22 protein-coding genes are annotated in these 22,424 nt (G+C 73.7%); 10 read left to right on the forward strand and 12 right to left on the reverse strand.

Features of this window, described 5'->3' with window-relative positions; genetic code table 11:
• The first annotated feature begins 159 nt into the window (after nucleotides 1-159).
• Both ACGF5T_RS24565 and ACGF5T_RS24570 read left to right on the forward strand, forming a co-directional pair.
• Complete coding sequence (locus ACGF5T_RS24565) at nucleotides 160-480, forward strand: L-rhamnose mutarotase (protein WP_356610167.1); 321 nt, start codon at nucleotides 160-162, stop codon at nucleotides 478-480.
• The gene (locus ACGF5T_RS24570) at nucleotides 477-1,505 is read left to right on the forward strand and encodes a LacI family DNA-binding transcriptional regulator (RefSeq protein ID WP_366769131.1); all 1,029 of its coding nucleotides are present in this window, start codon (nucleotides 477-479) and stop codon (nucleotides 1,503-1,505) included. Before ACGF5T_RS24565 ends, ACGF5T_RS24570 begins: the two co-directional genes overlap by 4 nt.
• Nucleotides 1,506-1,525: 20 nt before the next feature.
• Here ACGF5T_RS24570 and ACGF5T_RS24575 read toward each other — a convergent pair whose 3' ends face one another.
• The 5 genes from ACGF5T_RS24575 to ACGF5T_RS24595 form a co-directional block, all read right to left on the reverse strand.
• Nucleotides 1,526-4,204, reverse strand: coding sequence for a SpoIIE family protein phosphatase (locus ACGF5T_RS24575; protein WP_366769133.1), 2,679 nt, complete (start codon nucleotides 4,202-4,204; stop codon nucleotides 1,526-1,528).
• A 174-nt stretch (nucleotides 4,205-4,378) separates the two neighbouring features.
• Entirely contained in the window at nucleotides 4,379-5,419 is a 1,041-nt protein-coding gene (locus ACGF5T_RS24580) for a DUF6215 domain-containing protein (RefSeq protein ID WP_356610164.1), read from the reverse strand.
• Nucleotides 5,420-5,527: 108 nt separating this feature from the next.
• Nucleotides 5,528-6,799, reverse strand: coding sequence for a sulfite oxidase (locus ACGF5T_RS24585; RefSeq protein ID WP_366769134.1), 1,272 nt, complete (start codon nucleotides 6,797-6,799; stop codon nucleotides 5,528-5,530).
• Between the two features lie 159 nt (nucleotides 6,800-6,958).
• Nucleotides 6,959-7,042, reverse strand: a complete 84-nt coding sequence (locus ACGF5T_RS24590) for a putative leader peptide (protein ID WP_356610175.1) — start codon at nucleotides 7,040-7,042, stop codon at nucleotides 6,959-6,961.
• Between the two features lie 144 nt (nucleotides 7,043-7,186).
• Nucleotides 7,187-7,561, reverse strand: coding sequence for a helix-turn-helix domain-containing protein (locus tag ACGF5T_RS24595; RefSeq protein WP_356610162.1), 375 nt, complete (start codon nucleotides 7,559-7,561; stop codon nucleotides 7,187-7,189).
• An 84-nt stretch (nucleotides 7,562-7,645) separates the two neighbouring features.
• Between ACGF5T_RS24595 and ACGF5T_RS24600 the strand changes: the two genes are divergently transcribed.
• Nucleotides 7,646-8,056, forward strand: coding sequence for a RidA family protein (locus ACGF5T_RS24600; RefSeq protein ID WP_361010698.1), 411 nt, complete (start codon nucleotides 7,646-7,648; stop codon nucleotides 8,054-8,056).
• A 3-nt stretch (nucleotides 8,057-8,059) separates the two neighbouring features.
• Nucleotides 8,060-8,452, forward strand: a complete 393-nt coding sequence (locus ACGF5T_RS24605; protein ID WP_366769136.1) for an SH3 domain-containing protein — start codon at nucleotides 8,060-8,062, stop codon at nucleotides 8,450-8,452.
• Between the two features lie 252 nt (nucleotides 8,453-8,704).
• Here ACGF5T_RS24605 and aztD read toward each other — a convergent pair whose 3' ends face one another.
• From aztD to aztB, 4 genes are all read right to left on the reverse strand, one after another.
• Nucleotides 8,705-9,907, reverse strand: coding sequence for a zinc metallochaperone AztD (gene aztD / locus ACGF5T_RS24610; RefSeq protein ID WP_366769137.1), 1,203 nt, complete (start codon nucleotides 9,905-9,907; stop codon nucleotides 8,705-8,707).
• Nucleotides 9,908-9,997: 90 nt separating this feature from the next.
• Nucleotides 9,998-10,960, reverse strand: coding sequence for a zinc ABC transporter substrate-binding protein AztC (gene aztC / locus ACGF5T_RS24615; protein ID WP_366769138.1), 963 nt, complete (start codon nucleotides 10,958-10,960; stop codon nucleotides 9,998-10,000).
• The gene (locus ACGF5T_RS24620) at nucleotides 10,957-12,189 is read right to left on the reverse strand and encodes a hypothetical protein (protein WP_366769139.1); all 1,233 of its coding nucleotides are present in this window, start codon (nucleotides 12,187-12,189) and stop codon (nucleotides 10,957-10,959) included. Before ACGF5T_RS24620 ends, aztC begins: the two co-directional genes overlap by 4 nt.
• Before the next feature lie 10 nt (nucleotides 12,190-12,199).
• Nucleotides 12,200-13,096 carry a zinc ABC transporter permease AztB gene (gene aztB, locus ACGF5T_RS24625; RefSeq protein ID WP_366769140.1) on the reverse strand — a complete coding sequence of 299 codons (897 nt, stop codon included), beginning with the start codon at nucleotides 13,094-13,096 and terminating at the stop codon, nucleotides 12,200-12,202.
• Nucleotides 13,097-13,110: 14 nt separating this feature from the next.
• Between aztB and aztA the strand changes: the two genes are divergently transcribed.
• The 4 genes from aztA (at nucleotide 13,111) to ACGF5T_RS24645 (ending at nucleotide 16,331) form a co-directional block, all read left to right on the forward strand.
• Nucleotides 13,111-13,854, forward strand: coding sequence for a zinc ABC transporter ATP-binding protein AztA (aztA, locus tag ACGF5T_RS24630; protein ID WP_392889208.1), 744 nt, complete (start codon nucleotides 13,111-13,113; stop codon nucleotides 13,852-13,854).
• A 432-nt stretch (nucleotides 13,855-14,286) separates the two neighbouring features.
• Nucleotides 14,287-15,279 (forward strand): dihydroxyacetone kinase subunit DhaK, encoded by a 993-nt coding sequence (dhaK, locus tag ACGF5T_RS24635; RefSeq protein ID WP_361010677.1) that lies wholly within the window; start codon nucleotides 14,287-14,289, stop codon nucleotides 15,277-15,279.
• Nucleotides 15,280-15,328: 49 nt separating this feature from the next.
• The gene (gene dhaL / locus ACGF5T_RS24640) at nucleotides 15,329-15,928 is read left to right on the forward strand and encodes a dihydroxyacetone kinase subunit DhaL (protein ID WP_356610070.1); all 600 of its coding nucleotides are present in this window, start codon (nucleotides 15,329-15,331) and stop codon (nucleotides 15,926-15,928) included.
• Complete coding sequence (locus ACGF5T_RS24645) at nucleotides 15,921-16,331, forward strand: PTS fructose transporter subunit IIA (protein WP_356610069.1); 411 nt, start codon at nucleotides 15,921-15,923, stop codon at nucleotides 16,329-16,331. Before dhaL ends, ACGF5T_RS24645 begins: the two co-directional genes overlap by 8 nt.
• A gap of 399 nt (nucleotides 16,332-16,730) precedes the next feature.
• Here ACGF5T_RS24645 and ACGF5T_RS24650 read toward each other — a convergent pair whose 3' ends face one another.
• Nucleotides 16,731-17,579 (reverse strand): glycoside hydrolase family 75 protein, encoded by an 849-nt coding sequence (locus ACGF5T_RS24650; protein WP_366769141.1) that lies wholly within the window; start codon nucleotides 17,577-17,579, stop codon nucleotides 16,731-16,733.
• Between the two features lie 454 nt (nucleotides 17,580-18,033).
• Here ACGF5T_RS24650 and ACGF5T_RS24655 point away from each other — a divergent pair, with 454 nt between their 5' ends.
• Nucleotides 18,034-19,029 carry a fibronectin type III domain-containing protein gene (locus ACGF5T_RS24655; RefSeq protein WP_366769142.1) on the forward strand — a complete coding sequence of 332 codons (996 nt, stop codon included), beginning with the start codon at nucleotides 18,034-18,036 and terminating at the stop codon, nucleotides 19,027-19,029.
• 165 nt (nucleotides 19,030-19,194) lie between these two features.
• Nucleotides 19,195-19,743: a hypothetical protein gene (locus ACGF5T_RS24660; RefSeq protein ID WP_366769143.1), complete on the forward strand. Its 549-nt coding sequence runs from the start codon at nucleotides 19,195-19,197 to the stop codon at nucleotides 19,741-19,743.
• A 27-nt stretch (nucleotides 19,744-19,770) separates the two neighbouring features.
• Here ACGF5T_RS24660 and ACGF5T_RS24665 read toward each other — a convergent pair whose 3' ends face one another.
• Both ACGF5T_RS24665 and ACGF5T_RS24670 read right to left on the reverse strand, forming a co-directional pair.
• Nucleotides 19,771-20,322 (reverse strand): PadR family transcriptional regulator, encoded by a 552-nt coding sequence (locus tag ACGF5T_RS24665; protein ID WP_356610065.1) that lies wholly within the window; start codon nucleotides 20,320-20,322, stop codon nucleotides 19,771-19,773.
• A 40-nt stretch (nucleotides 20,323-20,362) separates the two neighbouring features.
• Nucleotides 20,363-22,378: an NADPH-dependent 2,4-dienoyl-CoA reductase gene (locus ACGF5T_RS24670; RefSeq protein WP_366769144.1), complete on the reverse strand. Its 2,016-nt coding sequence runs from the start codon at nucleotides 22,376-22,378 to the stop codon at nucleotides 20,363-20,365.
• Nucleotides 22,379-22,424 lie beyond the last annotated feature (46 nt).

Raw genomic sequence — 22,424 nt, forward strand, 5'->3', positions numbered from 1 at the left:
GGGCCCCTTTGCCCTGGGGGGGGGTGGTTGTGACCCGGGGGGGGGCCCCGCCGGGGTCCGCGGCGTACACGGGGTCGGGGTCCGACTTCTCACCCGCGGGGCCGCGGGGGGCCCCCGCCCGCGGCGGGGCCCCCCCACGACCGGCACGAGGGTGGTCCGATGCAACGCGTCTGTTTTCTTCTGAAGGTCCGCGCCGGAATGGTCGCCGAGTACCGCGAACGCCACCGGGACGTGTGGGCCGACATGCGTGCCGCGCTCTCCGGGGCCGGCTGGCACAACTACTCCCTCTTCCTGCGGGAGGACGGCCTGCTCGTGGGCTACCTGGAGACCGAGGACTTCGAGGCGGCCCGGGCCGCCATGGCCGCGACCGAGGTGAACGCGCGCTGGCAGGCCGAGATGGCGCACTTCTTCGAGGAACTCGACGGGGAGGCCCCCGACGCCGCCATGCGTCCCCTCACCGAGGTCTTCCACCTGGCGTGAACCGGAGCACCGCCTTCGTCGGCATCAAGGACGTGGCCCGGGAGGCGGGTGTCTCGGTGGGCACCGTCCCCCACGTGCTCAACCGGCCCGGCCGCGTCTCGCCCCGGACGCGGCGCCATGTGGAGCTGGTGATCGCGCGCCTCGGTTACGTGCGCAGCGAGTCCGCGCGGCAGCTGCGTGCGGGCCGCAGCCGTGTCGTGGCCGTGCTCGTCCTCGACATGGGCAACCCCTTCTTCGTCGACCTGGCCCAGGGGGCCCAGCGCACGGCCCGGGAGGCGGGCCTCGCCGTCACGCTGTGCAACAGCGCGCAGAGCGCGCGGAAGGAGGCGGAGTACCTCGAACTCTTCGCCGAACAGCGGGTCCGCGGGGTGCTGGTCACCCCCGCCGACCCCAGTGGGCGCAGCCTGGCCGGCTTCCGCCGGCACGGCATCCCCTTCGTTCTCGTGGACCGGGTGGCCGAGGACGCGACGGGCTGTTCCGTCTCGGTGGACGACGTCACCGGTGGCGCCCTGGCCGTCCGCCACCTCACCGGTGCGGGCCACCGCTCCCTCGCCTACGTCAGCGGGCCGCCCCACCTCGGGCAGGCGCGGGACCGCAGGACGGGGGCACGGGAAGCCGTCGCCCAGGCCGGCCTGTCCCCCGCGGCCCTGCGGGAGATTGCCACCGAGCGCCTGGACGTGGCCGCCGGACGGGACGCGGGGGCCGGACTGCTGGGTCTGGCGGAGCGGCCCACCGCCGTCTTCTGCGCCAACGACCTGCTGGCCCTCGGAGTGCTCCAGTTCATGTACACGGCCGGGGTCAAGGTCCCCGACGACCTGGCCCTCGTCGGGTACGACGACATCGAGTTCGCCGCCGCGGCGACCGTACCGCTGACCTCGGTCCGCCGGCCCGCGCGGGCGATGGGGGCCACGGCCGCCGACCTGCTGCTCCAGGAGGCCGGCGACCGGGCGGCCGGACACCGTCACGAGCACGTGGTGCTCCAGCCCGAGCTGGTCGTCCGCGGTTCGAGCCTCCCGGGACGGTGAGGGCGCCGGACGGGCGCCGGTCACGGGCCGGGCGGCGTCCCGGACGACGGGGTCTGCTCCGACCAGATGACCTTGCCGGTCTCGGTGTAGCGGGTCCCCCAGCGGTCGGCCATCTGGGCCACGAGGAAGAGGCCGCGCCCTCCCTCGTCGGTCGTGGCCGCGTAGCGCAGGTGCGGTGCGGTGCTGCTGCCGTCGCAGACCTCGCAGACCAGGGTCCGGTCGTACAGCAGGCGCACCCGGACCGGGTCGGTGCCGTGGCGCACCGCGTTGGTCAGCAACTCGCTGAGGATCAGCTCGGTGACGAAGGCCTCCTCGTCCAGGCCCCACTCGGCGAGCCGGTGGGTGACCTCGCGGCGGACGCGGGAGACGACCGCCGGGTCGCGTTCGACGTCCCAGACGGCCACCCGGGACGGGTCGAGGACGCGGGTGCCGGCCACCAGGAGCACCACGTCGTCGGCGCTCCGGTCGGTCGGCAGGCGGGCCAGCACCTCGGCACACGTCTCCTCGGGGGTGCGGCCGGCCCGGGTGAGCCCCCGCCGCAGCAGCTCGACGCCCTCGTCGACGTCCCGGCCGCCGCTCTCCAGCAGTCCGTCGGTGTACAGCACCAGCCGGCTGCCTTCGGGCACGTCGAGGTCGACCGCCTCGAAGGGCAGGCCGCTGCCGACGCCGAGCGGCAGTCCGACGGGGCTGTCGGGGAAGCGGACCGATCCGTCGGGCAGCACCAGCGCGGGGCCGGGATGTCCCGCCCGGCTCAGGGAACACCGGCCCGCCACCGCGTCGTAGATCGCGAAGAGGCAGGTCGCCCCGGCGATCTCGGCCCGGTCCGGGCCGGCCTCGTGATCGAGCCGGGAGACCAGCTCGTCGAGGCGTGCGAGGAGTTCGTCGGCCGGCAGGTCGAGGGCGGCGAAGTTGTGCACGGCGGTCCGCAGCCGCCCCATGGTGGCGGCGGCGTGCAGACCGTGCCCCACCACGTCGCCGACCACCAGGGCGACCCGGGCGCCCGGCAGTGCGATGACGTCGAACCAGTCCCCGCCCACCCCGGCTTCGGCCGGCACGTACCGGTAGGCGACGTCGAGGGCGTTCTGCTCGGGCAGTCCGCTCGGCAGGAGGCTGCGCTGGAGGGCCACGGCCGTCTCGTGCTCGCGGGTGTAACGGCGGGCGTTGTCGATGCACGTCGCCGCTCTGGCGGCCAGTTCCCGGGCGAACGCCTCGTCGTCCTCGACGAACGGCTCCGGGTTCTCCGAACGCCAGAAGTTGACCATGCCGAGGACCACGCTGCGCGCGTGCAGGGGGACGGTCAGGACGCTGTGGAAGCCGTACGCGACGACACGCTCGGCGTGCTCGGGGTCGCTGCCGTACCAGCCGAGCGCCACGTTCACGTCCGCTTCGGGCAGGGAGTGCCGCGCGGTGCCGCCCAGAGAGCCGGGGCTGGTGGGCACCGTGCCGGTCACCCGGCCCGGCGGGTGCAGGGGGTGGTCCTCGTGCAGGCCGGCGACGGCGGCCCGCCGCATCCGGACGAGCGGCCCCTGCGACTCCCGCGGCTCGTCCCCGCGGAACACCGACTCGACCAGGTCCACGGTGGTGAAGTCCGAGAACCGCGGGGTGGCCACCCGGGTCAGTTCCTCCGCGGTCGTGGTGACGTCCAGGGTGCTGCCGATGCGCGCGCCGGCCTCGTAGAGGAGCAGGAGGCGCTCCCGCACCGCCTCCACCCGGCCGAGGACCGCGCGCAGCTCCGTCGTGTCCCGCAGGGTGGCGACGGCGCCGGGCGGCCCACCGTGGTCGCCGGTGATCCGCACGTTGACCGCGAGGAGCCGGTCCTCCACCGGCACCACCTCGTCGGTGACGGGCCGGCCGGACGCCAGGAGTTCGGCGATCCGCGGGTGCAGTCCCGACTCGGCGAGCGGGCGCTCCTCGGCGTCCGCCGGGAGTCCGAGCAGCCTGCGGGCCTCGTCGTTGGCCAGCACCAGCCGCTGCCCGCCGTCGGCGATCACGACGCCTTCCCGCACGGCGTGCAGCACCGCGTCGTGGTGCTCGTACATCCGGGTCATCTCGCCGGGACCGAGCCCGCGGGTCTGCCGGGACAGGCGCCGGTTCACGAGCGCCGAGCCGCCGACGGCCAGGAGGAGGGCGGCGGCGGTGCCGGCGAGGATGACCGGCATCTGGCGTTCGGCGGACTCGTTGACGTCGCTGACGGTGATCTCGACGGCCACGAGCCCGGCGACCGAGCCGTCGCTCCGGAAGACGGGCACGACCGAGTCGACGGCCGGACCGACGCTGGCGCTCAGCTCCCTGGTCACGGGAACGCCCTGGGCCGCCTCCTCGTACGGGCCCAGCACGCGCTTGCCGATCAGGCCCGGATCGGGGTGCGTGTACCGGATTCCCCGGGTGTTCGACACGACGACGAAGGCGACGTCGGCCGCCTCGCGGACCGCTTCGGCGCGGGGCTGGAGCACGGCCGTGGGGTCGGGGCCGTCCAGCGCCTCGGCGGTTCCCGGGGCGTTGGCGAAGGTCTGCGCGACCGACAGCGTCCGGTCCCGGGCCGCCTGGGTGCTGTCCCGCCGGACCTGGAGCACCAGTGCCACGACGGCCGCGGCCGCGAGCAGCACGACGAGCACCAGTTGCAGCAGGAACACCTGTCCGGCGACGGTCCGCACCTTCGGCCCGCGTGCTGACACTCGCCGTGCGCGAATCACGAACATATGCCTCATTATGGGCACGGCTGGACGGCCCGAGTCCGCGACACCGCGGGGGTTCGGCCCACCGTCCCCGCGAGGGGCACCTGCGGACCGCCGTCAGCGGCCCCGCCTCCCGCGGCACGGGCGGGGCAGCCCACGCCGTCCGCGTTCCCCGAGGCGGGGCGCCCGAGCGCCTCGTCACACGGCCCGCTCCGGGATCGCGGGAAGGACCTTCTCCGCGATGTCGAGCAGGGCGCTGTCCTCCGGGAGGGTTCCGGACTCGCTCCACACGGTGATGTCGTAGTAGCCGCCCCGGTCCTTGCCGTCGAAGGCCACGGAGAGCGTCCTGGCCAGGGGGCCCTGTTCGACCGGTCCGCCCGTTCCGCCGCTCCCGAGGTCGAACTCGATCCTCATGGTGTGGTCCGAGGCGAGGACCGCTGGGCGGCCGAGGACCGTGAGCGTCCTGACGTCCGTCTCCTGACCGAACTCCATCAGCTTGACGTACTGGGCGATCGACAGCTCGTTGTACGTGGCCGAGACGTTCACGGTGTAGGTGTCGAACTGGACCTCGGCCTCCGGTTGGGCGACCTTGCCATCGGTCAGCGGGGCGGTGTTGCTGGTGCCGGACGCCACGGTGGCGGTCTCCGCGGGCGTTCCGAGGAGCTGGGCCAGGTCGGGCCGGTTGAGCGCCTCGCACAGTTCCTCGCCGGTGGCGGCCCGGGGTGTCTTCGCGTAGGCGCTCGGCAGTTCCGTGTCCTCGCTGTCCTCGCCGCTCGCACACGTGGCGGCCCGCGGCGCGCCGGTGTTCTCGGAGGGGAGCAGCTCCCCCAGCCACAGCGCGGCCCCGAGCGCCGCGAACACGGCCACGGCAGCGACGGCCTGGCCCCAGGCGCTGGGCTCCTTCTCCCGCGCGACCGGGGCGGGCCGCGGCGCGGCCGGAGCCGGGGCCGGCGACTGGGACGCGGGCTGCGGCTGCGGCTGCGGCTGCGGGGCGGCGTCGGTCGCCGTCCCGTCCGCGGGCACCACCGGGGCGGGGTTCCGGCGGGCGCGGAAGGCCCGGACCACCGTGCGGACGCGGACCGCCGTGAAGACCAGGAACACCGTCCCGATCCCGGCCGCCGGCCATGAGCCGTCCTGCACGGCGAGATACATGATGCGCACGCCGAAGACGGACCCGACCAGGATGAGCAGCGGCTCGCGGACCCAGAAGGGCAGGAGACGGAGGAGGAAACCGAGCATCCGGTGATCTCACCAGCACAAGATCGCGTTGGCTGTGGTGGAGGCCACAGTTCCGGCCCGGGACCGAACTGTGATGGAACAGGGCCTCCTGCGCACCCGCCCCTGTCCTCAGACCACCGTCACGGGGTGCCGCACCACGGCGTCGAAGAGGTACCCCTGGGTGTTGAAGACGGTGGTGTCCGGCTGGGTGCGGCCTGCCGTGTCGGTGGCGCGGGCGAGCAGGTGCGTGGGGCCGGGTGCGGTGGGCGTCCAGGGAAGGGACCAGCGGGACCACGTGCCGGATCGCGGCCGGTCGCGCAGGCGGGCCCGCCGCCAGCTCGCCCCGCCGTCGGTGCTGACGTCGACCCGTCTGACGCCACCCGCACCGGACCAGGACCGGCCGTGCAGCACCTGCTCCTCCCCCACCGGGAAGCTCGCTCCGCTCGCCAGCTCGAAGGCGCTCTTGACCGTCTGCCGGGTGAGCGGCGCGCTGCCCTCCTCCGGGTGGGCGGGGCCGAACAGCCGGTAGAAGGTGGTGTTCCACGGCGAGTACAGCGGTTGCGCCGACACCTGGATGTCACCGACCCATTTCACCGACGCGATCCCCACCCACGAGGGCACCAGCACCCGCACCGGGTATCCGTGGTCGTACGGCAGCGGCTCGCCGTTCATCTCGTAGGCGAGGAGCACGTCGTCCAGGGCCTTGCCCAGCGGCAGGGGGCGACGCACCCGGCCGAGGTTCTCCCCGCCGCTCACGTACTCGGCGTCCAGGCCACGGGGTTGGACGTCCACCGCGTACGCGGACAGTCCGGCCCTGCGCAGCACGTGGGACAGGCGGACACCGCGCCAGCGGGCCACGCCCACCGCGCCCAGCGTCCAGGCGGTGCCGGTGGGCGTCTCGCCCTGCTGCGTCGCGTAGTGGCTGCGGCCGTTTCCGGCGCACTCGACGAAGGCGGTGCGGGTCGTGGAGGGCAGGGCCCGCAGGTCGTCGTAGCCGAACTCCACCGGCCGCCCCTCGGCCGGCTTGCCGCGCAGTCCGTCGCCCCACAGCCTCAACCGCCAGTCGGCGGCGTCCAGGACGGGCGTCGCCGTGTGGTTGCGGACGAAGAACAGGTCGTTCGGGGTGTGGTGGCCGGTCCCGCGCAGCGCCTCCCAGCGGGTCTCGGCGTTGGTGCCGCGCGGGATGAACCAGTCCGGTGGCAACGGCTTGACGATCGGCGAGTCGACGGCGCGGGCCGGGGCGGTCGCCGGGAGCGCGGTGGCGGCGGCGGTCGCGGCGAGCAGGGTGAGCAGCCGGCGGCGCGTGACCCCGTCCGCTCTGGCTTCTCCGGCAAGCCACTGGCGCAGCCTGCGCTGGTCGTAGGCGGTCTCGTGGTGGGCGGCGGAACCGGCAGCAGACATGGCAGTCCTCGGCATGTGTGGGAGAGGGGGCCCGGCCATGGCGCGGCCGACGCCGGCGCACCGGCACGCACGGGAGGGTCGGCGGGCAGGCCCCGGGGAGGCCGGCGGCGCACGCGTCGCGCGACCGACGGAAGAGGGGGGGCGAACCGGAGAGGTCGATCAGCCGTGGAGCCGACACAGCGCGGCGGCCACGCGGACGAGGTCCACGGCGCGGCGACGGGTCAGAGGCTCCGAAGGAGGCATGACGGGATGCAATCACCCGGCACGGTGGGTGTCAATGGGCGTCTCGGGCGCGGTGGTTGGGGCCTGCCCGGGCGTCGGGGCGGGCTCGGGGGACCCGGCGGCGGGGCGGCGTTCCCCGGCCCTCGCCTGACGCGCGCGAGGCGGTCAGCGCCCTTCGGCCTCGTCCCGTGCGTCGAAGGCTTCGCGCGCGCGCTCGACCGCGGGCATGTTCCGCGAGGCCCAGGCCAGCAGCACGTCGACGGGGTGCCGAAGGGTCTTGCCGAGCGGCGTGATCCGGTACACGACCGCCACCGGGCGGGTGGAGACGACCTCGCGCTCGATCACGCCGTTGCGTTCCAGTCGCCGGAGCGTCGCGGTCAGCGACTTCTGCGTGACCTGGGGGATGGCCCGGCGCAGTTCGTTGAAGCGGCACGGACGTTCGCAGAGTTCGTTGAGGATGCTGAGCGACCACTTGTCGAGGATCTGGTCGAGCAGTTCGCGGTGCGGGGCCTCGATGACGAGTTCCTCGTCGGTATCCATGACGAAACCTGGTCTCGTTGAAGTGTCCTTCTTCCACTAAGTAGCTTACCGATACCTACTCCGTCGCTCGTGAGGAAGAAGAAGATGACCGTTCAGTACTTCACCCCGGACGGCATGCTGCAGCCGACCCCCTACCACCACGTCGCCGTGGGCACCGGGACGAGACACGTCCACGTCAGCGGGCAGATCGCGCGCCGGGCCGACGGAACCCCCGTGGCGCCCGACGATCTGGCCGGGCAGGTCGCCCAGGCGCTGCGCAACACCTCGATCGGCCTGGCGGGCGCGGGAGCGTCCTTCGCCGACGTCCTGCGCCTGACGTTCTACGTGACGCGGTGGAGCCCGGAGAAGATCGGTGCGTTCATGGACGGCGTGGAGGCCGTCGCCGACGAACTCGGACTCCTCTCCCCCATGCCGCCGTCCTCCCTCATCGGCGTCGAGTACCTCTTCGAGCCGGACGTCCTCGTCGAGGTCGAGGCAACGGCGCTCCTCGACTGATCCGTGCGGGGCGGAGCCTCCGGGGCGGCGCAGCTCCGGTGGACCGCCCGCCCGCACCGCACGCACCGCGCGAACACGGGCGGGCCCGACCCGACCCGATCCGGACCGGCCGAAACCGGGACCGGGACCGGGACCGGGACCGGGCCCAGTCGAGCCGCGGATGCCTGGGACGGAGGCCGAGGCCGTGGAGGACATCCCCGCGAGAGCGACAAGAATCCCCAGGGTGAGTCCCCCCGCGCTTTCCGCAGCGGGCCCGGTACCAACTACCCGTCGCTCGGCCAGGTCCATCGGGGCCAGGGCTTCGACGTGGTGGAGCTGAGCGGCGACTGGTTCAAGGGCACCTTGTGGGGCGGTCCGTCGAACGTCTGGATCCACTGGGCCTACCTCGACATGTAGCCCAGCGCCACTGCCCGCTGTCCGAGTGCCGGCCCGCACGGACGAAGCGGCTGGGTCCGGACCGAGGACCCAGCCGTGCGGCGTTCACGGCAGCGAGACGCGTACCGACACGCGGCGCCGGCCAGCAGCTCCGCGCCTGTTCCACGCACCGGCACCGGTGCCCGTCTGGTCGTGTCGATCTGGAATCCGTACGGACGGCCGTGGGACGGACGGTTCGGCAGAACCGTTCAGCGGTCCGTCGAGCAGGACCGGTCAGTGACCGGCCACCGTCCCGGACAGCTCGTTGGTGCCCTTCGGCAGCGTCACGGATGTCAGCTTCTCGCCCGAGTCCAGGTCGAGGGCGTGCAGTTGGCGCTTGCCCGGTTCGGAGACGTAGGCCGTGTGGTCACGGACGAACAGGGTGGGCCTGGGCTGCTGCCAGTCCAGGGGCTCGGTCCAGTCGCCGACGGCGTCGATCCTCTTCTCGACCTTGCCGGTCTCCGGGTCGATGACGTGCAGGACGCCGTTGGTGCCGAGTACCAGGGCCTCACCGTGCGGGCCGCGGGCGAGGGAGCGGAAGGAGTAGCTGGTGCCGAGGTCGACGAGCTTCATCTTCGCGGTGCGGGTGTCGATCAGCGATATGCGGGTCGGCCGCTCCAGCTCCGCCTCGGGGTCGGTCTTGTAGTCGCCCAGGAGGATCGGGGAGGCGCCGCTGCCGGCCTGGTTGCCGGTGCGGGCGTAGTCGTCGGGGGCGTCGACCTTGGTGAACTTGCCGTCCTTGTAGAGCAGGACGCCGTCCTCGCAGCCGAGTCCGACCACGTCGCCCTGGGCGGCGGCCTCACCGTGCACGCCGGGGCAGTCCTCGGAGCGCGCGAGCTCCCTGTCGTTCTTGTCCAGGACGAGGGCGCCCGTGCGCTTCTCCTCGGTGCCCAGCGTGGTGACGAGTTCGCCGCCCGCCAGTTCGATGGCGACACCGTGGTGGGGCTCGGCGGAGGTGTAGGTGCGGCCCTCCGGCTGCTTCCCGCCGGCCAGGTCGGCGGGGTCGAAGACGTTCACCTCGCCCGTGCCGTCGGTGAAGAGCACCGTCCTGCCGCCGTGCCGTACGACGTGACCCGGCTTGGCACCCTTGAACTCGGCGCCGGTGAACTCCTGCCGGGCGGCGTCGAACACGCGGAAGCCGGTGTCGGTGGAGACGATGACGTGGTCCTCGTCACCGGCCGGGTTGATCCGGTTGAAGCCGGGCAGTTCGACGGTCTTCGCCAGTTTCAGGGTCTCGCCGTCGAGGACGTAGAGGCCCCCGTCGTAGGAGGCGACGACCGGGTTCTTGACGGCAGCGGCCTCGTTGCTCTTCGTCTGCTTCTTCGGCTCGGCGTCGGAGGAGGCGTCGTCGTTGCCGCCGCAGGCGGTCAGCGTCATGGCCGCCGCCAGGACGAGTGCCGTGCCGGTGAGCGTTCTGGCGCGTGTCGACCTGTTCATCGCGTGTCTTTCCTCTCCGGCCCTCAGGGCGCGGGGTTGGGTGGTGGAACGGCCGGCGTGTTCGGTTCGCCGGGCCGCGGGGAAGCTCGTTCAGTCGCCGGTGAGGCCGCCGGCCACGGCCGAGGTGTTGGCGCGCATCATCTCCAGGTAGGTGCCGGCGCCCTTGCCCTTCTCGGTCAGCGACTCGGAGTACAGCGGGACGACGTCGACGTCGCCGCCCATCTCCTGGCGCAGCACCTCGGCGAGCCGGGTGGGCTGGGAGGAGTCGGCGAAGACGGTGCGCACGCCGGCCGCCTCCATGGCCTGGGTGAGGGAGCGCAGGTCGGAGGAGCTGGGTGAGGCGAGGGTGGTGCCGCTGGGGATGACGGCGCCGATCACCCGGAAGCCGAAGCGGTCGGCGAGGTAACCGAAGACGTGATGGTTGGTCACCAGGGCGCGCCTGTCCTCGGGGACGGCGTCGAAGGACTTCTCCATCCAGGTGGTGAGGTCGGCGAGTTGTCCGTCGTAGCGTGCCGCGTGGGCCCGGACGGCCTTCTCGTCCACGCCGTCCACGTGTTCGGCGACCTGGTCGGCGATCAGGCCGGCGGCCTTGCGCACCCGGTCGGGGTCGGTCCAGAAGTGCGGGTCGGGTTCGCCGGCCGCCTCCTCGGGGCCGCCCTCCTGCCCGGTGTGGAAGGTGAGCGGGTCGGCCGCCTCGCCTGCCGCGAAGGTGGCCACGCCGGACTCGCGGGCCGCTTCCACGTGCCGCAGTACGTTCTCCTCGAGGCCGAGCCCGTTGTAGACGACCAGGTCCGCGTTCTCCAGCTCCGCGGCCTGCACGGCCGACAGCCCGAAGGAGTGCGGGTCGGCGTTGGGCTTCATCAGGACACTGACGTCCGCCTCGTCCCCGACGATCTCCCGGGTGATGTCGCCGAGGATGTTGGTGGTCACCACGACCCGGGGACGTTCGCCGCCACCGCCCGCGCAGCCGGTCGCCGTGCCGACGAGGACGGAGAAGCTGACCAGGGTCACCAGCAGGGCACGGACCCGGGCCGCCCCCACCCGCACGCTCATCGGCCCGTCTCCACCATCAGGGACGGCCTGACGTCCAGGTCGAAGGTGCGGGCCACGCGGAGGTCGTCGTTGTAGTCGATCTCGTACACGCGCCTGCCCTCGGGGTCGTTGAGGTAGGCGCGGCTGCGGTCCACCTCGATCACCGGAGTGGTGGTGCTCCCGGGCCCGCTTTCGGGGAGGTCCTTCAGCAGGGGGTCGGTGACCGTGGTCTCCTCGCCGGCGGATATGTCGTAGCCGTGCAGGGCTCCGTCGGTCTCCAGGACCAGCAGCGGTGCGCCTTCACCGGCGGTGTTCGCGGCGACCACGGGGCCGGTCTTCACCCGGGTCCAGGTGCCCTTGGTGACGTCCAGGACCCAGACGGCGTCCTTGCCCGCGGGCGCCGTGAGGGTGCTGCTGCCGGGGCGGTGCCGGAACTCGGTGGCACGCTCGTGCCGCGGCACGTCCTGACCGTAGGGGATCTTCTCGGCGGTGAAGGTGCCGTCGTCCTCGTGGACGAGCAGGGCGCCGTCGGCGCAGCCGAGGACGATCCCACGCCGGGTCAGCGCGTCGCCCCGCGGGTCCTCGCACTCCCCCTCCGGGGTGGCGACCCGCTTGCCGGACCGGTCGAGCACGGCGACCCTCGCGGGGCTCTCGCCGGTGAGGGTGATCAGGTGTTCCGCATACGGCACGACGGCGCCGGCGTAGGTGTCCGGGAGCCGGGTGGGGGTGCCGAGGGCGCCCTGTTCCAGCTCGGCGCGGGGGTACACGCTCGCCTTCCCGTCCGCCGCCGTGACCGCGGTGACGCCCGCGTCAGCGCGGACGCGCGTACCGGTGCCTCCCGGGAACTCGCCGACCTCCTGGATCTTCGCGCGGTAGTAGTGCACGTGGTCCCCGTGGTCGACCATCCACGCGCCGCTGTCGAGGACTTGGGTGCCGTCCGCACCGTGGAAGTAGCCGAAGCGGCCGTCCGTGGTGAGTGCGGTGGCACCGGGTCTGCGGGCTGTGTCGTGCACCTTGCCGGTGATCAGGTCCAGCACCCGGGAGTCGCCGCTGCCGATGTCTGCGAGCAGGAGCCGGGACTGCTGCTCGGCCGCCTCGGTGGCACCCTCGACGTAGCCGTGCGGAGTGGTGGAGGAAGCGGGCTTCTCGGAGTCGGACGTGACGTCGTCCTGGCCCCCGCACCCGGCGGTCAGGAGGACCACGGCCGCCAGAGCCGGAGCCAGCGATGTGACGTTTCTTCGGACGAACAAGGTGATCGCCTCAGGTTTCGTTCGGTCGGGACATGGGAGCGCTCGGAGCCGAGGCGACCGCCGGAGCCGGGAGGCCGGCCCGGCGCGCACGGCGGCGGTGCCGGAGACCGGACGCCAGGTGGGACAGGAAGAACAGGCCGACCGCGAGGGCCGAGACGGTCGCACCGGCCGCGGTGCTCGCGTGCCAGGACAGGAGCAGGCCGCCGAAGGTGGCGGTGGCACCGAGGAGCGCGGCCAGGACCATGACCCCGCTCACGCTGCGCGCCCAGGGCAGCGCCGCCGCAGGCGGGGCGATGAGCAGGCCGAGGACGAGGAGCGTGCCCACGATGTGGAACGAGGCGACGATGGCCAGCGCCAGCAGTCCCAGCAGCACGGCGTGGGCGAGCCGGGGGCGCAGCCCGAGCGTGCGGGCCTTGCGCTCGTCGAACGCCAGGGCCAGGAAGGCGCGGTGGCCGAGCACCGAGACGGCCAGCGCCGACAGCAATGCCGCCCCGAGGAGCGTCAGGTCGCTCTCCCGCACGGCGAGGACGTCACCGAAGAGGAAGCCGGTGAGGTCCACCGCGAAGGACTGCGAACGGGACACGATGATGACGCCGAGCGACAGCATGCCGACGAACAGCAGGCCGATGCCGGTGTCCTGGGACAGTCTCGGAGTGCGTCCGAGCGCCGTGACGCCCGCCGTCATGACGGCCGCGCTCACCACCGCCCCCACCAGCAGGTTGCCGCCGAGCAGCGAGGCGACCGCGACGCCGGGCAGCAGCCCGTGGGACATGGCGTCGCCGAGGAAGGCCATGCCCCTCAGCACCACCCACGTACCCGCGAGGGCGCATATCGCCGACACCAGGATCCCGGCCCACAGGGCCCGCTGCACAAAGGCCACCTCGAAAGGGGCCGTCAACCACTCCATACGAGGACCCTACAATGACAACCATGTTCAAAAACAACCCGCTGTCACCGCCGGACGGCGAAGCCGGCGACGAGCGCGTCCGGTTCCACGAGCTGAACGCGGGCTACCCCGGCCGCCCCGTTCTCCACCAACTCAGCGCAGGAATAACGGCTTTGACCATGACCGCACTCGTCGGACCGAACGGCAGCGGCAAGTCCACGCTGCTGGGCGTCCTGGCCGGCGTGATCGCTGCCACATCCGGACAGCTCAGGTACGCGGAGGGCTCGCCACCGGCGTTCGTCCCGCAGCGCGGCGCCGTCGGCGACACGCTTCCCCTCACGGCACGGCAGGCCGTGGAGATGGGCCGCTGGGGCGAGCACGGACTGTGGCGGCGGCCGACCCGGCAGGACCGAGCCGTGGTCGACTCCGCCATGGAACGGCTGGGCGTCGCCGGCCTCGGCGCCCGCCAGCTCGGCGAGTTGTCGGGCGGCCAGCGCCAGCGCGTCCTGATCGCCCAGGGCCTGGCCCAGCAGTCCGACCTCCTGCTCCTGGACGAGCCGACCACCGGCCTCGACCCCGAAGCCCGGGAACGCATCACGGCCCTGCTGAGGGACCTGGTGGCCGACGGCACGACCGTCGTCCAGGCCACGCACGATCTCGAGGCCGCCCGCTCGGCCGACGCCTGTCTGCTCCTCAGCGACGGACGGCTGGTCGGACACGGCCCTCCCGAGCAGGTACTCACCCCTCAGGCACTGACCCGGATCTGGCAGCCGGCGTGAGGCCCGGGCCGCGCGGGCCCGCTCTCTCGGTACCGGTGGCGGGTGCCGCCGGGGTGGGGCTGCCCGTGCCCGGGCGCTGAGGCGCGTCCGCGCCGGTGGCCGACGGTCTCATGCGGCGCGACGCGGCGCGGCACCGGCGTGCGGCCGCAGCCGCGCGGTTCCCGACGGACCGGGGCGCGCCCATGCGGCTCTCGCGCGTGACCTTCGCTCCCGCAAGGTCGATACTGCCGACAGCGGCATCCCGACCCCTCCGCGTCCGACCGTCCGACGCCCTGACGACCCGTAACCGAAGCCGGCATCCAGTCGGCACCGATACCGCCGAAACCGCTCCGAGCCGTGTTGGATGCCGCGATCGAGAAAAGGCTCCCACCCACACCGACCAGCCAGGACGCAGGTCCCCGACCGGCCTGCCGGGCTTCCCAGGAGGTTCCCGTGAAGATGCTCATCAACGTCCCCGAGACCGTCGTCGCGGACGCGCTGCGCGGGATGGCGGCGGCCCATCCCGAGTTGACGGTCGACGTCGAGAACAGGGTGATCGTGCGGCGGGACGCCCCCGTGGCCGGGAAGGTCGCCCTGGTGTCGGGGGGCGGCTCGGGGCACGAGCCGCTGCACGGCGGGTTCGTGGGTCCCGGGATGCTGTCCGCGGCCTGTCCGGGTGAGGTGTTCACCTCGCCGGTGCCGGACCAGATGGTGCGGGCTGCGGCGGCCGTGGACAGCGGCGCGGGCGTGCTGTTCGTCGTCAAGAACTACACCGGCGACGTGCTCAACTTCGACATGGCCGCGGAGCTGGCCGAGGACGAGGGCATCCAGGTCGCGAAGGTGCTGGTGAACGACGATGTGGCGGTGACGGACAGCCTCTACACCGCCGGGCGGCGCGGCACGGGGGCGACGCTGTTCGTGGAGAAGATCGCCGGCGCCGCGGCCGAGGAGGGGCGGCCGCTGGAGCGGGTGGAGGCGATCGCCCGTCAGGTCAACGACCGCTCCCGCAGTTTCGGCGTCGCGCTCAGCGCGTGCACCACACCGGCCAAGGGCAGTCCCACCTTCGACCTGCCGGCCGGTGAACTGGAACTGGGCATCGGCATCCACGGGGAACCCGGCCGGGAGCGGCGTCCGATGATGACCTCCGGTGAGATCGCCGAGGCCGCCGTGGACGCGGTACTGACGGACCTCGCTCCGCGCAGTCCCGTACTCGTGCTGGTCAACGGCATGGGTGCGACGCCGTTGCTGGAGCTGTACGGCTTCAACGCCGAGGTGCAGCGGGTGCTCGGCGAGCGCGGTGTCGCCGTCGCCCGGACCCTCGTCGGCAACTACGTCACCTCGCTGGACATGGCGGGTGCCTCGGTCACCCTGTGCGAGATCGACGAGGAGCTGCTCGCCCTGTGGGACGCGCCGGTGCGGACAGCGGGTCTGAGGTGGGGCATGTGACGGTGGACGGGGAAGGGATCGCACCGTACCTACCAGGCAAGGAGATCCAGTGCTCGACGCCGACTTCTTCCGCCGTTGGATGACGGCGACCGCCGCGATGGTCGACCGCGAGGCGGAACGGCTCACCGCCCTCGACTCGCCGATCGGCGACGCCGACCACGGCAGCAACCTCCAGCGCGGCTTCCACGCAGTGACGGCCACGCTGGAGAAGGAGGCACCCGACACGCCCGGCGCGGTGCTGACCCTCGCCGGACGGCAGCTCATCTCGACGGTCGGCGGCGCCTCGGGGCCGCTGTACGGGACGCTGCTGCGCCGTACCGGAAAGGCCCTCGGGGACGCCGCCGAGGTGAGCGCCGAGCAACTGGCCGACGCGCTGCGCACCGGGGTGGACGCCGTGCGGACCCTCGGGGGCGCCGCGCCGGGCGACAAGACCATGATCGACGCTTTGGTACCGGCCGTGGACGCCCTCGGCGAGTCGTTCGCGGCGGCCCGTGCCGCGGCCGAGGAGGGAGCCGGGGCCACCGTGCCGTTGCGGGCCCGCAAGGGCAGGGCGAGCTATCTCGGCGAGCGCAGCGTCGGCCACCAGGACCCCGGGGCCACCTCGGCGGCGCTGCTGGTGGCCGCGCTGGAGGAGGCCTCCGGTGAGTGAGAAGAAGCTGGTCGGGATCGTGCTGGTGTCGCACAGCGCCGAGGTCGCCGCGTCGGTGGCCGAGCTGGCGAAGGCCCTGTCGGGCGGTGGCCCGGCGGTGCCGGTCGCGGCGGCGGGCGGTACCGCGTCCGGCGGGTTCGGCACCAGCTCCGAGCTGGTGTCCGCCGCGGCCGCGTCCGTGGACCGGGGCGCGGGGGTCGCCGTCCTCACCGACCTCGGCAGTGCCGTGCTCACGGTCAAGGCGCTGCTCGCCGAGGGTGACGAACTGCCCGAGGACACCCGTCTGGTGGACGCCCCCTTCGTCGAGGGTGCGGTGGCCGCGGTCGTCACGGCCGCGACGGGCGCCGACCTCTCGGCCGTCGAGGCGGCGGCCGCGGAGGCGTACTCCTACCGGAAGCAGTGACCGAAGCCGGGACGGCTGCTCCGGCGGGAAGGGCGAGGAGGACGGCGGCTCCCGCCCCGGCCTCCTGGCCACCCCTCCGCCCCGGGCCGGCCAGGGGGCGGAGGGCGCGGGCGACGGCGTCGAGGACGGCCGGAGAGGCTCCGGCGAGGTGCATCCGCCCGAAACCGCCGGCCGACCCGCGTAGGTGGTCCCCCGACGGCCTGCGAGCCGACCCCCCGAGACCGTCGGGTCGGCGTCGTCGTTCAGGGCTCCAGGGACCAGCCCGCGGCGATCGTGTTCCTGGCCTCCGACGCGGCGAGCAGCATCGACGGGCGCCGTCCTGCCCGTCGACGACGGCCGGTCCGCCGTCGACGCCACGGTGACCGCGGAGGGCCCCCGGGCCCCCAGCCGCCCCGCGGGTCACCCGCCGTCCACGAACTCCCGCGCCAGCCGCTTCCCCGCCTTCTCGGCGGCGGCCTCGTCGTCGATGGGCTCGGCCTCGCTGCCCTTGAAGACGATGTACGTCACGCCGGAGTCGGTACCGCCGCCGTGCGGGTCGGCCGGGATGCCGAGGGTCTTCGCGGCGGCGTAGGAGGCCTCGCCGAGGATGTCGCGCGGGCCCACGTCGCCGACGACCGCGTACCGCACCCGGTCCCCGTGGACGAGGGCCGCCACCGATCCGCCGCGGACGTCGTCCTCCCGGTGGTCCCAGATGTCGCTCGGCTGGGGGACGACGACGTAGGGCAGGCGTTCGGCGTCCAGGGGCGTGCCGTCCGGCCGGGTGTACGCGGTGGCGGAGGTGAAGTGCGGGTCGGTGCGGGCGTTGCAGCGGTCGCCGGGCCGGCCGTCGCAGTCGACGTCCAGGTCCGCCTTCCAGTACACGGCGTCCCGCGTGCCGCAGACCGGGATGTCCGCCGGCGCTCCGGCGTCGCTGCGGTAGCGGCCCTCCGAGACGGGGTCGCAGTCCCGCATCCGGGCCAGCAGGTCGGCCGCGCGGACGGGCCCCTCGCCGGCCACCTCCCGCGCCCCCCTCCCGGCCTCGGACCGCGGCCGGTCCCGGTACGGGCCCATGAGTCCGCGCCGCACGGGCGCGAGAGGTCCGATCCGGGGGCCGGACCGGTCCGCGCGGACGGGCCCGGCCTCGAGCTGGTGACCGGAGCCGAGGTGGGCCCGGGAACCCGGCCGGTGGGCGGCCGGCGCGTCGGGGAACGTGGTGGGGGCGAGCAGGGCGGCGCTGGCCGCGACCAGTGTCAGCGACTGGACACGCACGATGGGCCTCTCCTCGGGACTGGGGCGATCACTCGGCCACATCTGTCCCCGAATCCGCCGCGCGGCCACCTTCTGTGGGCCAGACGGGCCAGACGGTGCATCCCCGGCGGCGGAACCGGGCGGTGGGCTCCCGTGCGCCCGGGGCGCCGCGGTGGGAGCGCGCGAGCGGGTCGGGCGGGCCGGGCCCGTGCCGGCTCCGGTCCGCCCGGCCGCTCGCGCCGGCGCGGGATCAGCGACGACAGCGGCCCGCGCCGTGGCCCGAACGTCCCGGACATGAAAGGGACTTCGGCCGTGAGGGCCTCAGCATACGTAACCCTCCCGGGCGGCCACCGCCACCCACCCCCTTGATGTGATCGCGTCACCCCGTCATATTGGTCCGGACCATTGCCGTCACGTCGAGGCCGTCCCGGACCCCGGGCCGTCGTCGAGCCGGAGCCGCCCTGGAGGCCGAGCCGTGCGAGAGGTTCCCGTTCCCACCGTTCCCGCCGCCTCCCTGCTGCGCCGTTGCGCCCTGCTCTGCGGGACGCTCGCCCTGGTCACCTCCTGCGCCTGGGGCACGGGCGGCGGCGACGAGGGCGGCGCACTGCCCGGCGCGCCGACGGGCGTCACCGCCGAGGCGGGCAGCGCGACGACCGTGCACGTGATGTGGAACGCGGTCGACGACGTCGAGGCCTACGAGGTGTACCGCGGCGGCACGCTGGTGAAGGAGGTGCCGGCGTCCGAGCGCATGGTGGACGTCACCCGGTTGCGCCCCTCGACGGCCTACGCCTTCACCGTGCGGGCGCGCGCCGACGGACGGCTCGGGCCGCGCAGCCAGGAGGTGCGGGCGACCACCCCCGCCACCGTGGCCGACGACTCCGCCCCGAGCCGCCCCGGCGGGGTCCGGGGCCGGGTGGTGGGCAGCCGCGCGGTCCAGCTCAGCTGGTCCGCGGCCACCGACGACCGCGGGGTGGTGTCGTACGACGTCCACCAGGGCGGCTCCAAGGTCCACAGCGTCGGGGGTGGTCAGACGGCGGCCGTGGTCACGGGGCTGCGGCCGGGAACCCGCTACGCCTTCACCGTCCGGGCGCGGGACGCCGCCGACAACCTCTCCGCCGCCGGCGACGCCGTCCGGCTCACCACCCCGGGCGCCGACGACGGCCGGGCCACCGCGCCCACCGCGCTGCGGGCCGTCTCCCGTCACGCCGACGGGGGTTACCACATCGACCTGACCTGGGTGCCGCCCCGCACGGACGGCGTGGTCACCGAGTACCAGATCCATCTGGACGGCCACCCGGCCACCTCCCTCGTGTTCGGCGGCGACGCGCCGCGCGACCGGGCCGAGTACAGCTTCTACGCCGGACCCGAGGCCGGGGTCACGCACCGGGTGCGCGTCCGGGCGAGGCTGTCGGACGGCACCTGGGGAGGCCTCTCGGCGGAGCGGAAGGTGACCACGGGCGGGAACGGCTGACGTCCCGCCGCCGGGCACCGGGCGGAGGGCGCGTCACCTGGGCGGTCGCGCTCCGCATGCGGGGGCCGCCGCCGCGCTGTTGGCTGCCCCTGAGGCAGCACGGGCGTTTCCGTTTCGGCGGCGCAAGGGACGTACCGTCGACCGTGCCGCCGGAGGGCAGTCCACATGCGCATCTCATCGCCATTCCTCCGCTCCGGCCTGACCGTGGCAGCCGCCGCGCTGCCCGTCACCCTGGGCGCCGGGCCGGCCTCGGCCGGTCCGGGGATCTCCGTGAGCACCACGGGGACCACGGTGTCCGTCACCACCACCGCCTGCGCCCAGCTCAACGGCAGTTGGGGCACCGCCTCGCTGCTCACCGGCAGCCAGGGAGACTTCGCCCAGGGGCGGCAGGTGGCCCTGTCCGGGACGAGTTCCGGTCAGTCCGCCGGCTGGACGGGGATCAGCCCGGGCACCTACACCGTCATCGTCCTGTGCTCCAACAACAGCACCGCGGGCAGCCAGACCGTCATCGTCTCCGCGGCGCCCACCCCCTCGCCCAGCCGCCCGGCCTCCCCCTCACCGTCCGCGTCGCCGCGCGGCGTCATGGGCGGTCTCGGCGGTGCCGTCGAGGACTACGGCACCGCCACCCTCGTGGCGGGCGGCGCACTGGTCGGCGCCGGCGTCATCGCCGCCACCTGGTTCCTGCGCCGCCGCGCGAAGCCGTACCGGTTCTGAGCCGCTCCGGCGGCACCCGCACGGCGGTCAGGCGGACTCCTCGCCGGGCAGCTCGGCGAACTCCGCCAGCGCGTGCCTCAGCCACCGGGTCCAGAACGTCTCCAGGTCGATGCCGGCGCGCAGCACCAGGTGCCGCAGCCGGTCCTCGGTACCGTCCTTCCCCGGTGGGAAGTCCCGCTCCTCGATCTCCTCGTACTCGGCCAACTGCCGTTCGTGCAGCTCCAGGTGGCGGCGCAGGTCGGCCTCGACCCCCGTGGTGCCGACCACGGCCGCGGCCCGCAGCCGCAGCAGCATCGTGTCGCGCAGGGGCTTGGGGTCCTGCGCGGCGGCCGTCCAGCGGGCCAGTTCGGCGCGGCCCTCGGGCAGCACCTCGTAGGACTTCTTCTGTCCGCGCGCCGGCTGCTGCCCGGGCAGCGCGCGGATCAGACCGTCCGTCTCCAGCTTCCCCAGCTCGCGGTAGATCTGCTGGTGCGTCGCCGACCAGAAGTAGCCGATCGACCGGTCGAACCGGCGGGTCAGCTCCAGCCCCGACGACGGCTTTTCGACCAGGGCGGTGAGGATCGCGTGCGGGAGTGACATGGGCTCATCCTAGGGACGGCCGGCGCCTCCCCGAGGCCCCCTAGAGCGCCGCCGCCAGCTCGGTGCCCTGCTTGATGGCGCGCTTGGCGTCCAGTTCGGCGGCCACGTCGGCGCCGCCGATGAGGTGGGCGCCGCGCCCGGCGGCGACCAGTTCCTCGTAGAGACCGCGGTTCGGCTCCTGGCCCGTGCACAGGACCACCGTGTCGACCTCCAGCACCGTGGACTCGCCGCCGACGGTGACATGGAGCCCGGCGTCGTCGATCCGGTCGTAGCGGACGCCCGGGACCATGGTGACGCCGCGGTGCTTCAGCTCGGTGCGGTGGATCCAGCCGGTGGTTCTGCCGAGCCCGGCGCCGACCTTCGAGGTCCTGCGCTGGAGCAGGTGGACGGTGCGCGGCGGCGCGGGGCGCTCGGGTGCGGCGAGACCGCCGGGCGCGCGGTAGTCCATGTCGACGCCCCAGAGGCGGAAGTACGTCCCGGGGTCCTCGTGCGCCTTGTCGCCGCCGTCGGTGAGGTACTCGGCGACGTCGAAGCCGATGCCCCCGGCGCCCAGGATCGCGACCCGGTCGCCCACGTGCGCTCCGTCGCGGAGCACGTCGAGGTAACCGACGACGCTCGGGTGGTCGACGCCGGGGATGTCCGGGGTGCGCGGGGTGACTCCGGTGGCGACGACGACCTCGTCGTGGCCGGCGAGGTCGCCGGCGCCGACCCGGGTGTTCAGCCGCACGTCGACGCCGTGCGTCTCCAGCTGGGTGCGGAAGTAGCGCAGCGTCTCGTCGAACTCCTGCTTGCCGGGGACCTTGCGGGCCACGTTGAGCTGCCCGCCGATCTCGCCGGCGGCGTCGAACAGGGCGACCTCGTGGCCGCGTTCGGCGGCACTGACCGCGCAGGCCAGCCCGGCGGGGCCCGCGCCGACGACCGCGACGCGCTTGCGGCGCCGGGTCGGGGCGAGGACCAGCTCGGTCTCGTGGCAGGCGCGCGGGTTGACCAGGCACGAGGTGATCCTGCCGCTGAAGGTGTGGTCGAGGCAGGCCTGGTTGCAGCCGATGCAGGTGTTGATCGCCTCGGGGCGGCCGGCCGCGGCCTTGGCGACGAAGTCGGGGTCGGCGAGCATCGGGCGGGCCATCGACACCATGTCGGCCGCGCCCTCGGCGAGCAGCCGCTCGGCCACCTCGGGGGTGTTGATGCGGTTGGTGGTGACCAGCGGCACCGACACCTCGCCCATGAGGCGCTCGGTCACCCAGGTGTAGGCGCCGCGCGGCACGGAGGTGGCGATGGTGGGGATGCGGGCCTCGTGCCAGCCGATGCCGGTGTTGATGAGGGTCGCTCCGGCGGCCTCGACCGCCTTCGCGAGGGTGATCACCTCGTCCAGCGTGGAGCCGCCCGGCACCAGGTCGAGCATGGACAGGCGGTAGACGACTATGAAGTCCTCGCCGACCGCCTCGCGCACCCGGCGCACGATCTCGACGGGGAAGCGCATGCGGTTCTCGTACGAGCCGCCCCAGCGGTCGGTGCGGTGGTTGGTCCGCGCGGCGATGAACTCGTTGATCAGGTAGCCCTCGGAGCCCATGATCTCGACGCCGTCGTACCCGGCCTCGCGGGCGAGGCGGGCGGTGCGGACGTAGTCGTCGACGGTGCGCTCGACGTCCGCGTCGGTCAGCTCCCGGGGCACGTGCGGGCTGATCGGCGCCTGGAGGGGGCTCGGCGCGACCAGGTCGGCGTGGTAGGCGTACCGGCCGAAGTGCAGGATCTGGAGAGCGATCCGGCCGCCCTCGCGGTGCACGGCGTCGGTGACGGTCCGGTGCTGGGCGGCCTCCGCGTCGGTGGTGAGCCTGGCGCCGCCCTCGTAGGGCCGGCCCTCGTCGTTGGGGGCGATGCCGCCGGTGACGATCAGGCCCACTCCCCCGCGGGCGCGGGCGGCGTAGAAGGCGGCCATGCGCTCGAAGCCGTGCTCGGCCTCCTCCAGGCCTACGTGCATGGAACCCATCAGGACCCTGTTGGGCAGCGTGGTGAAGCCCAGATCCAGGGGGCTCAGCAGGTGGGGGTACGGGCTCATCGGGGCCTCCGTGCGCGGTGTCGTGCCTCTGTTGTAGAGGACGGCC

It is taken from the genome of Streptomyces sp. NPDC047853 (assembly GCF_043204535.1).
GTDB lineage: Bacteria > Actinomycetota > Actinomycetes > Streptomycetales > Streptomycetaceae > Streptomyces.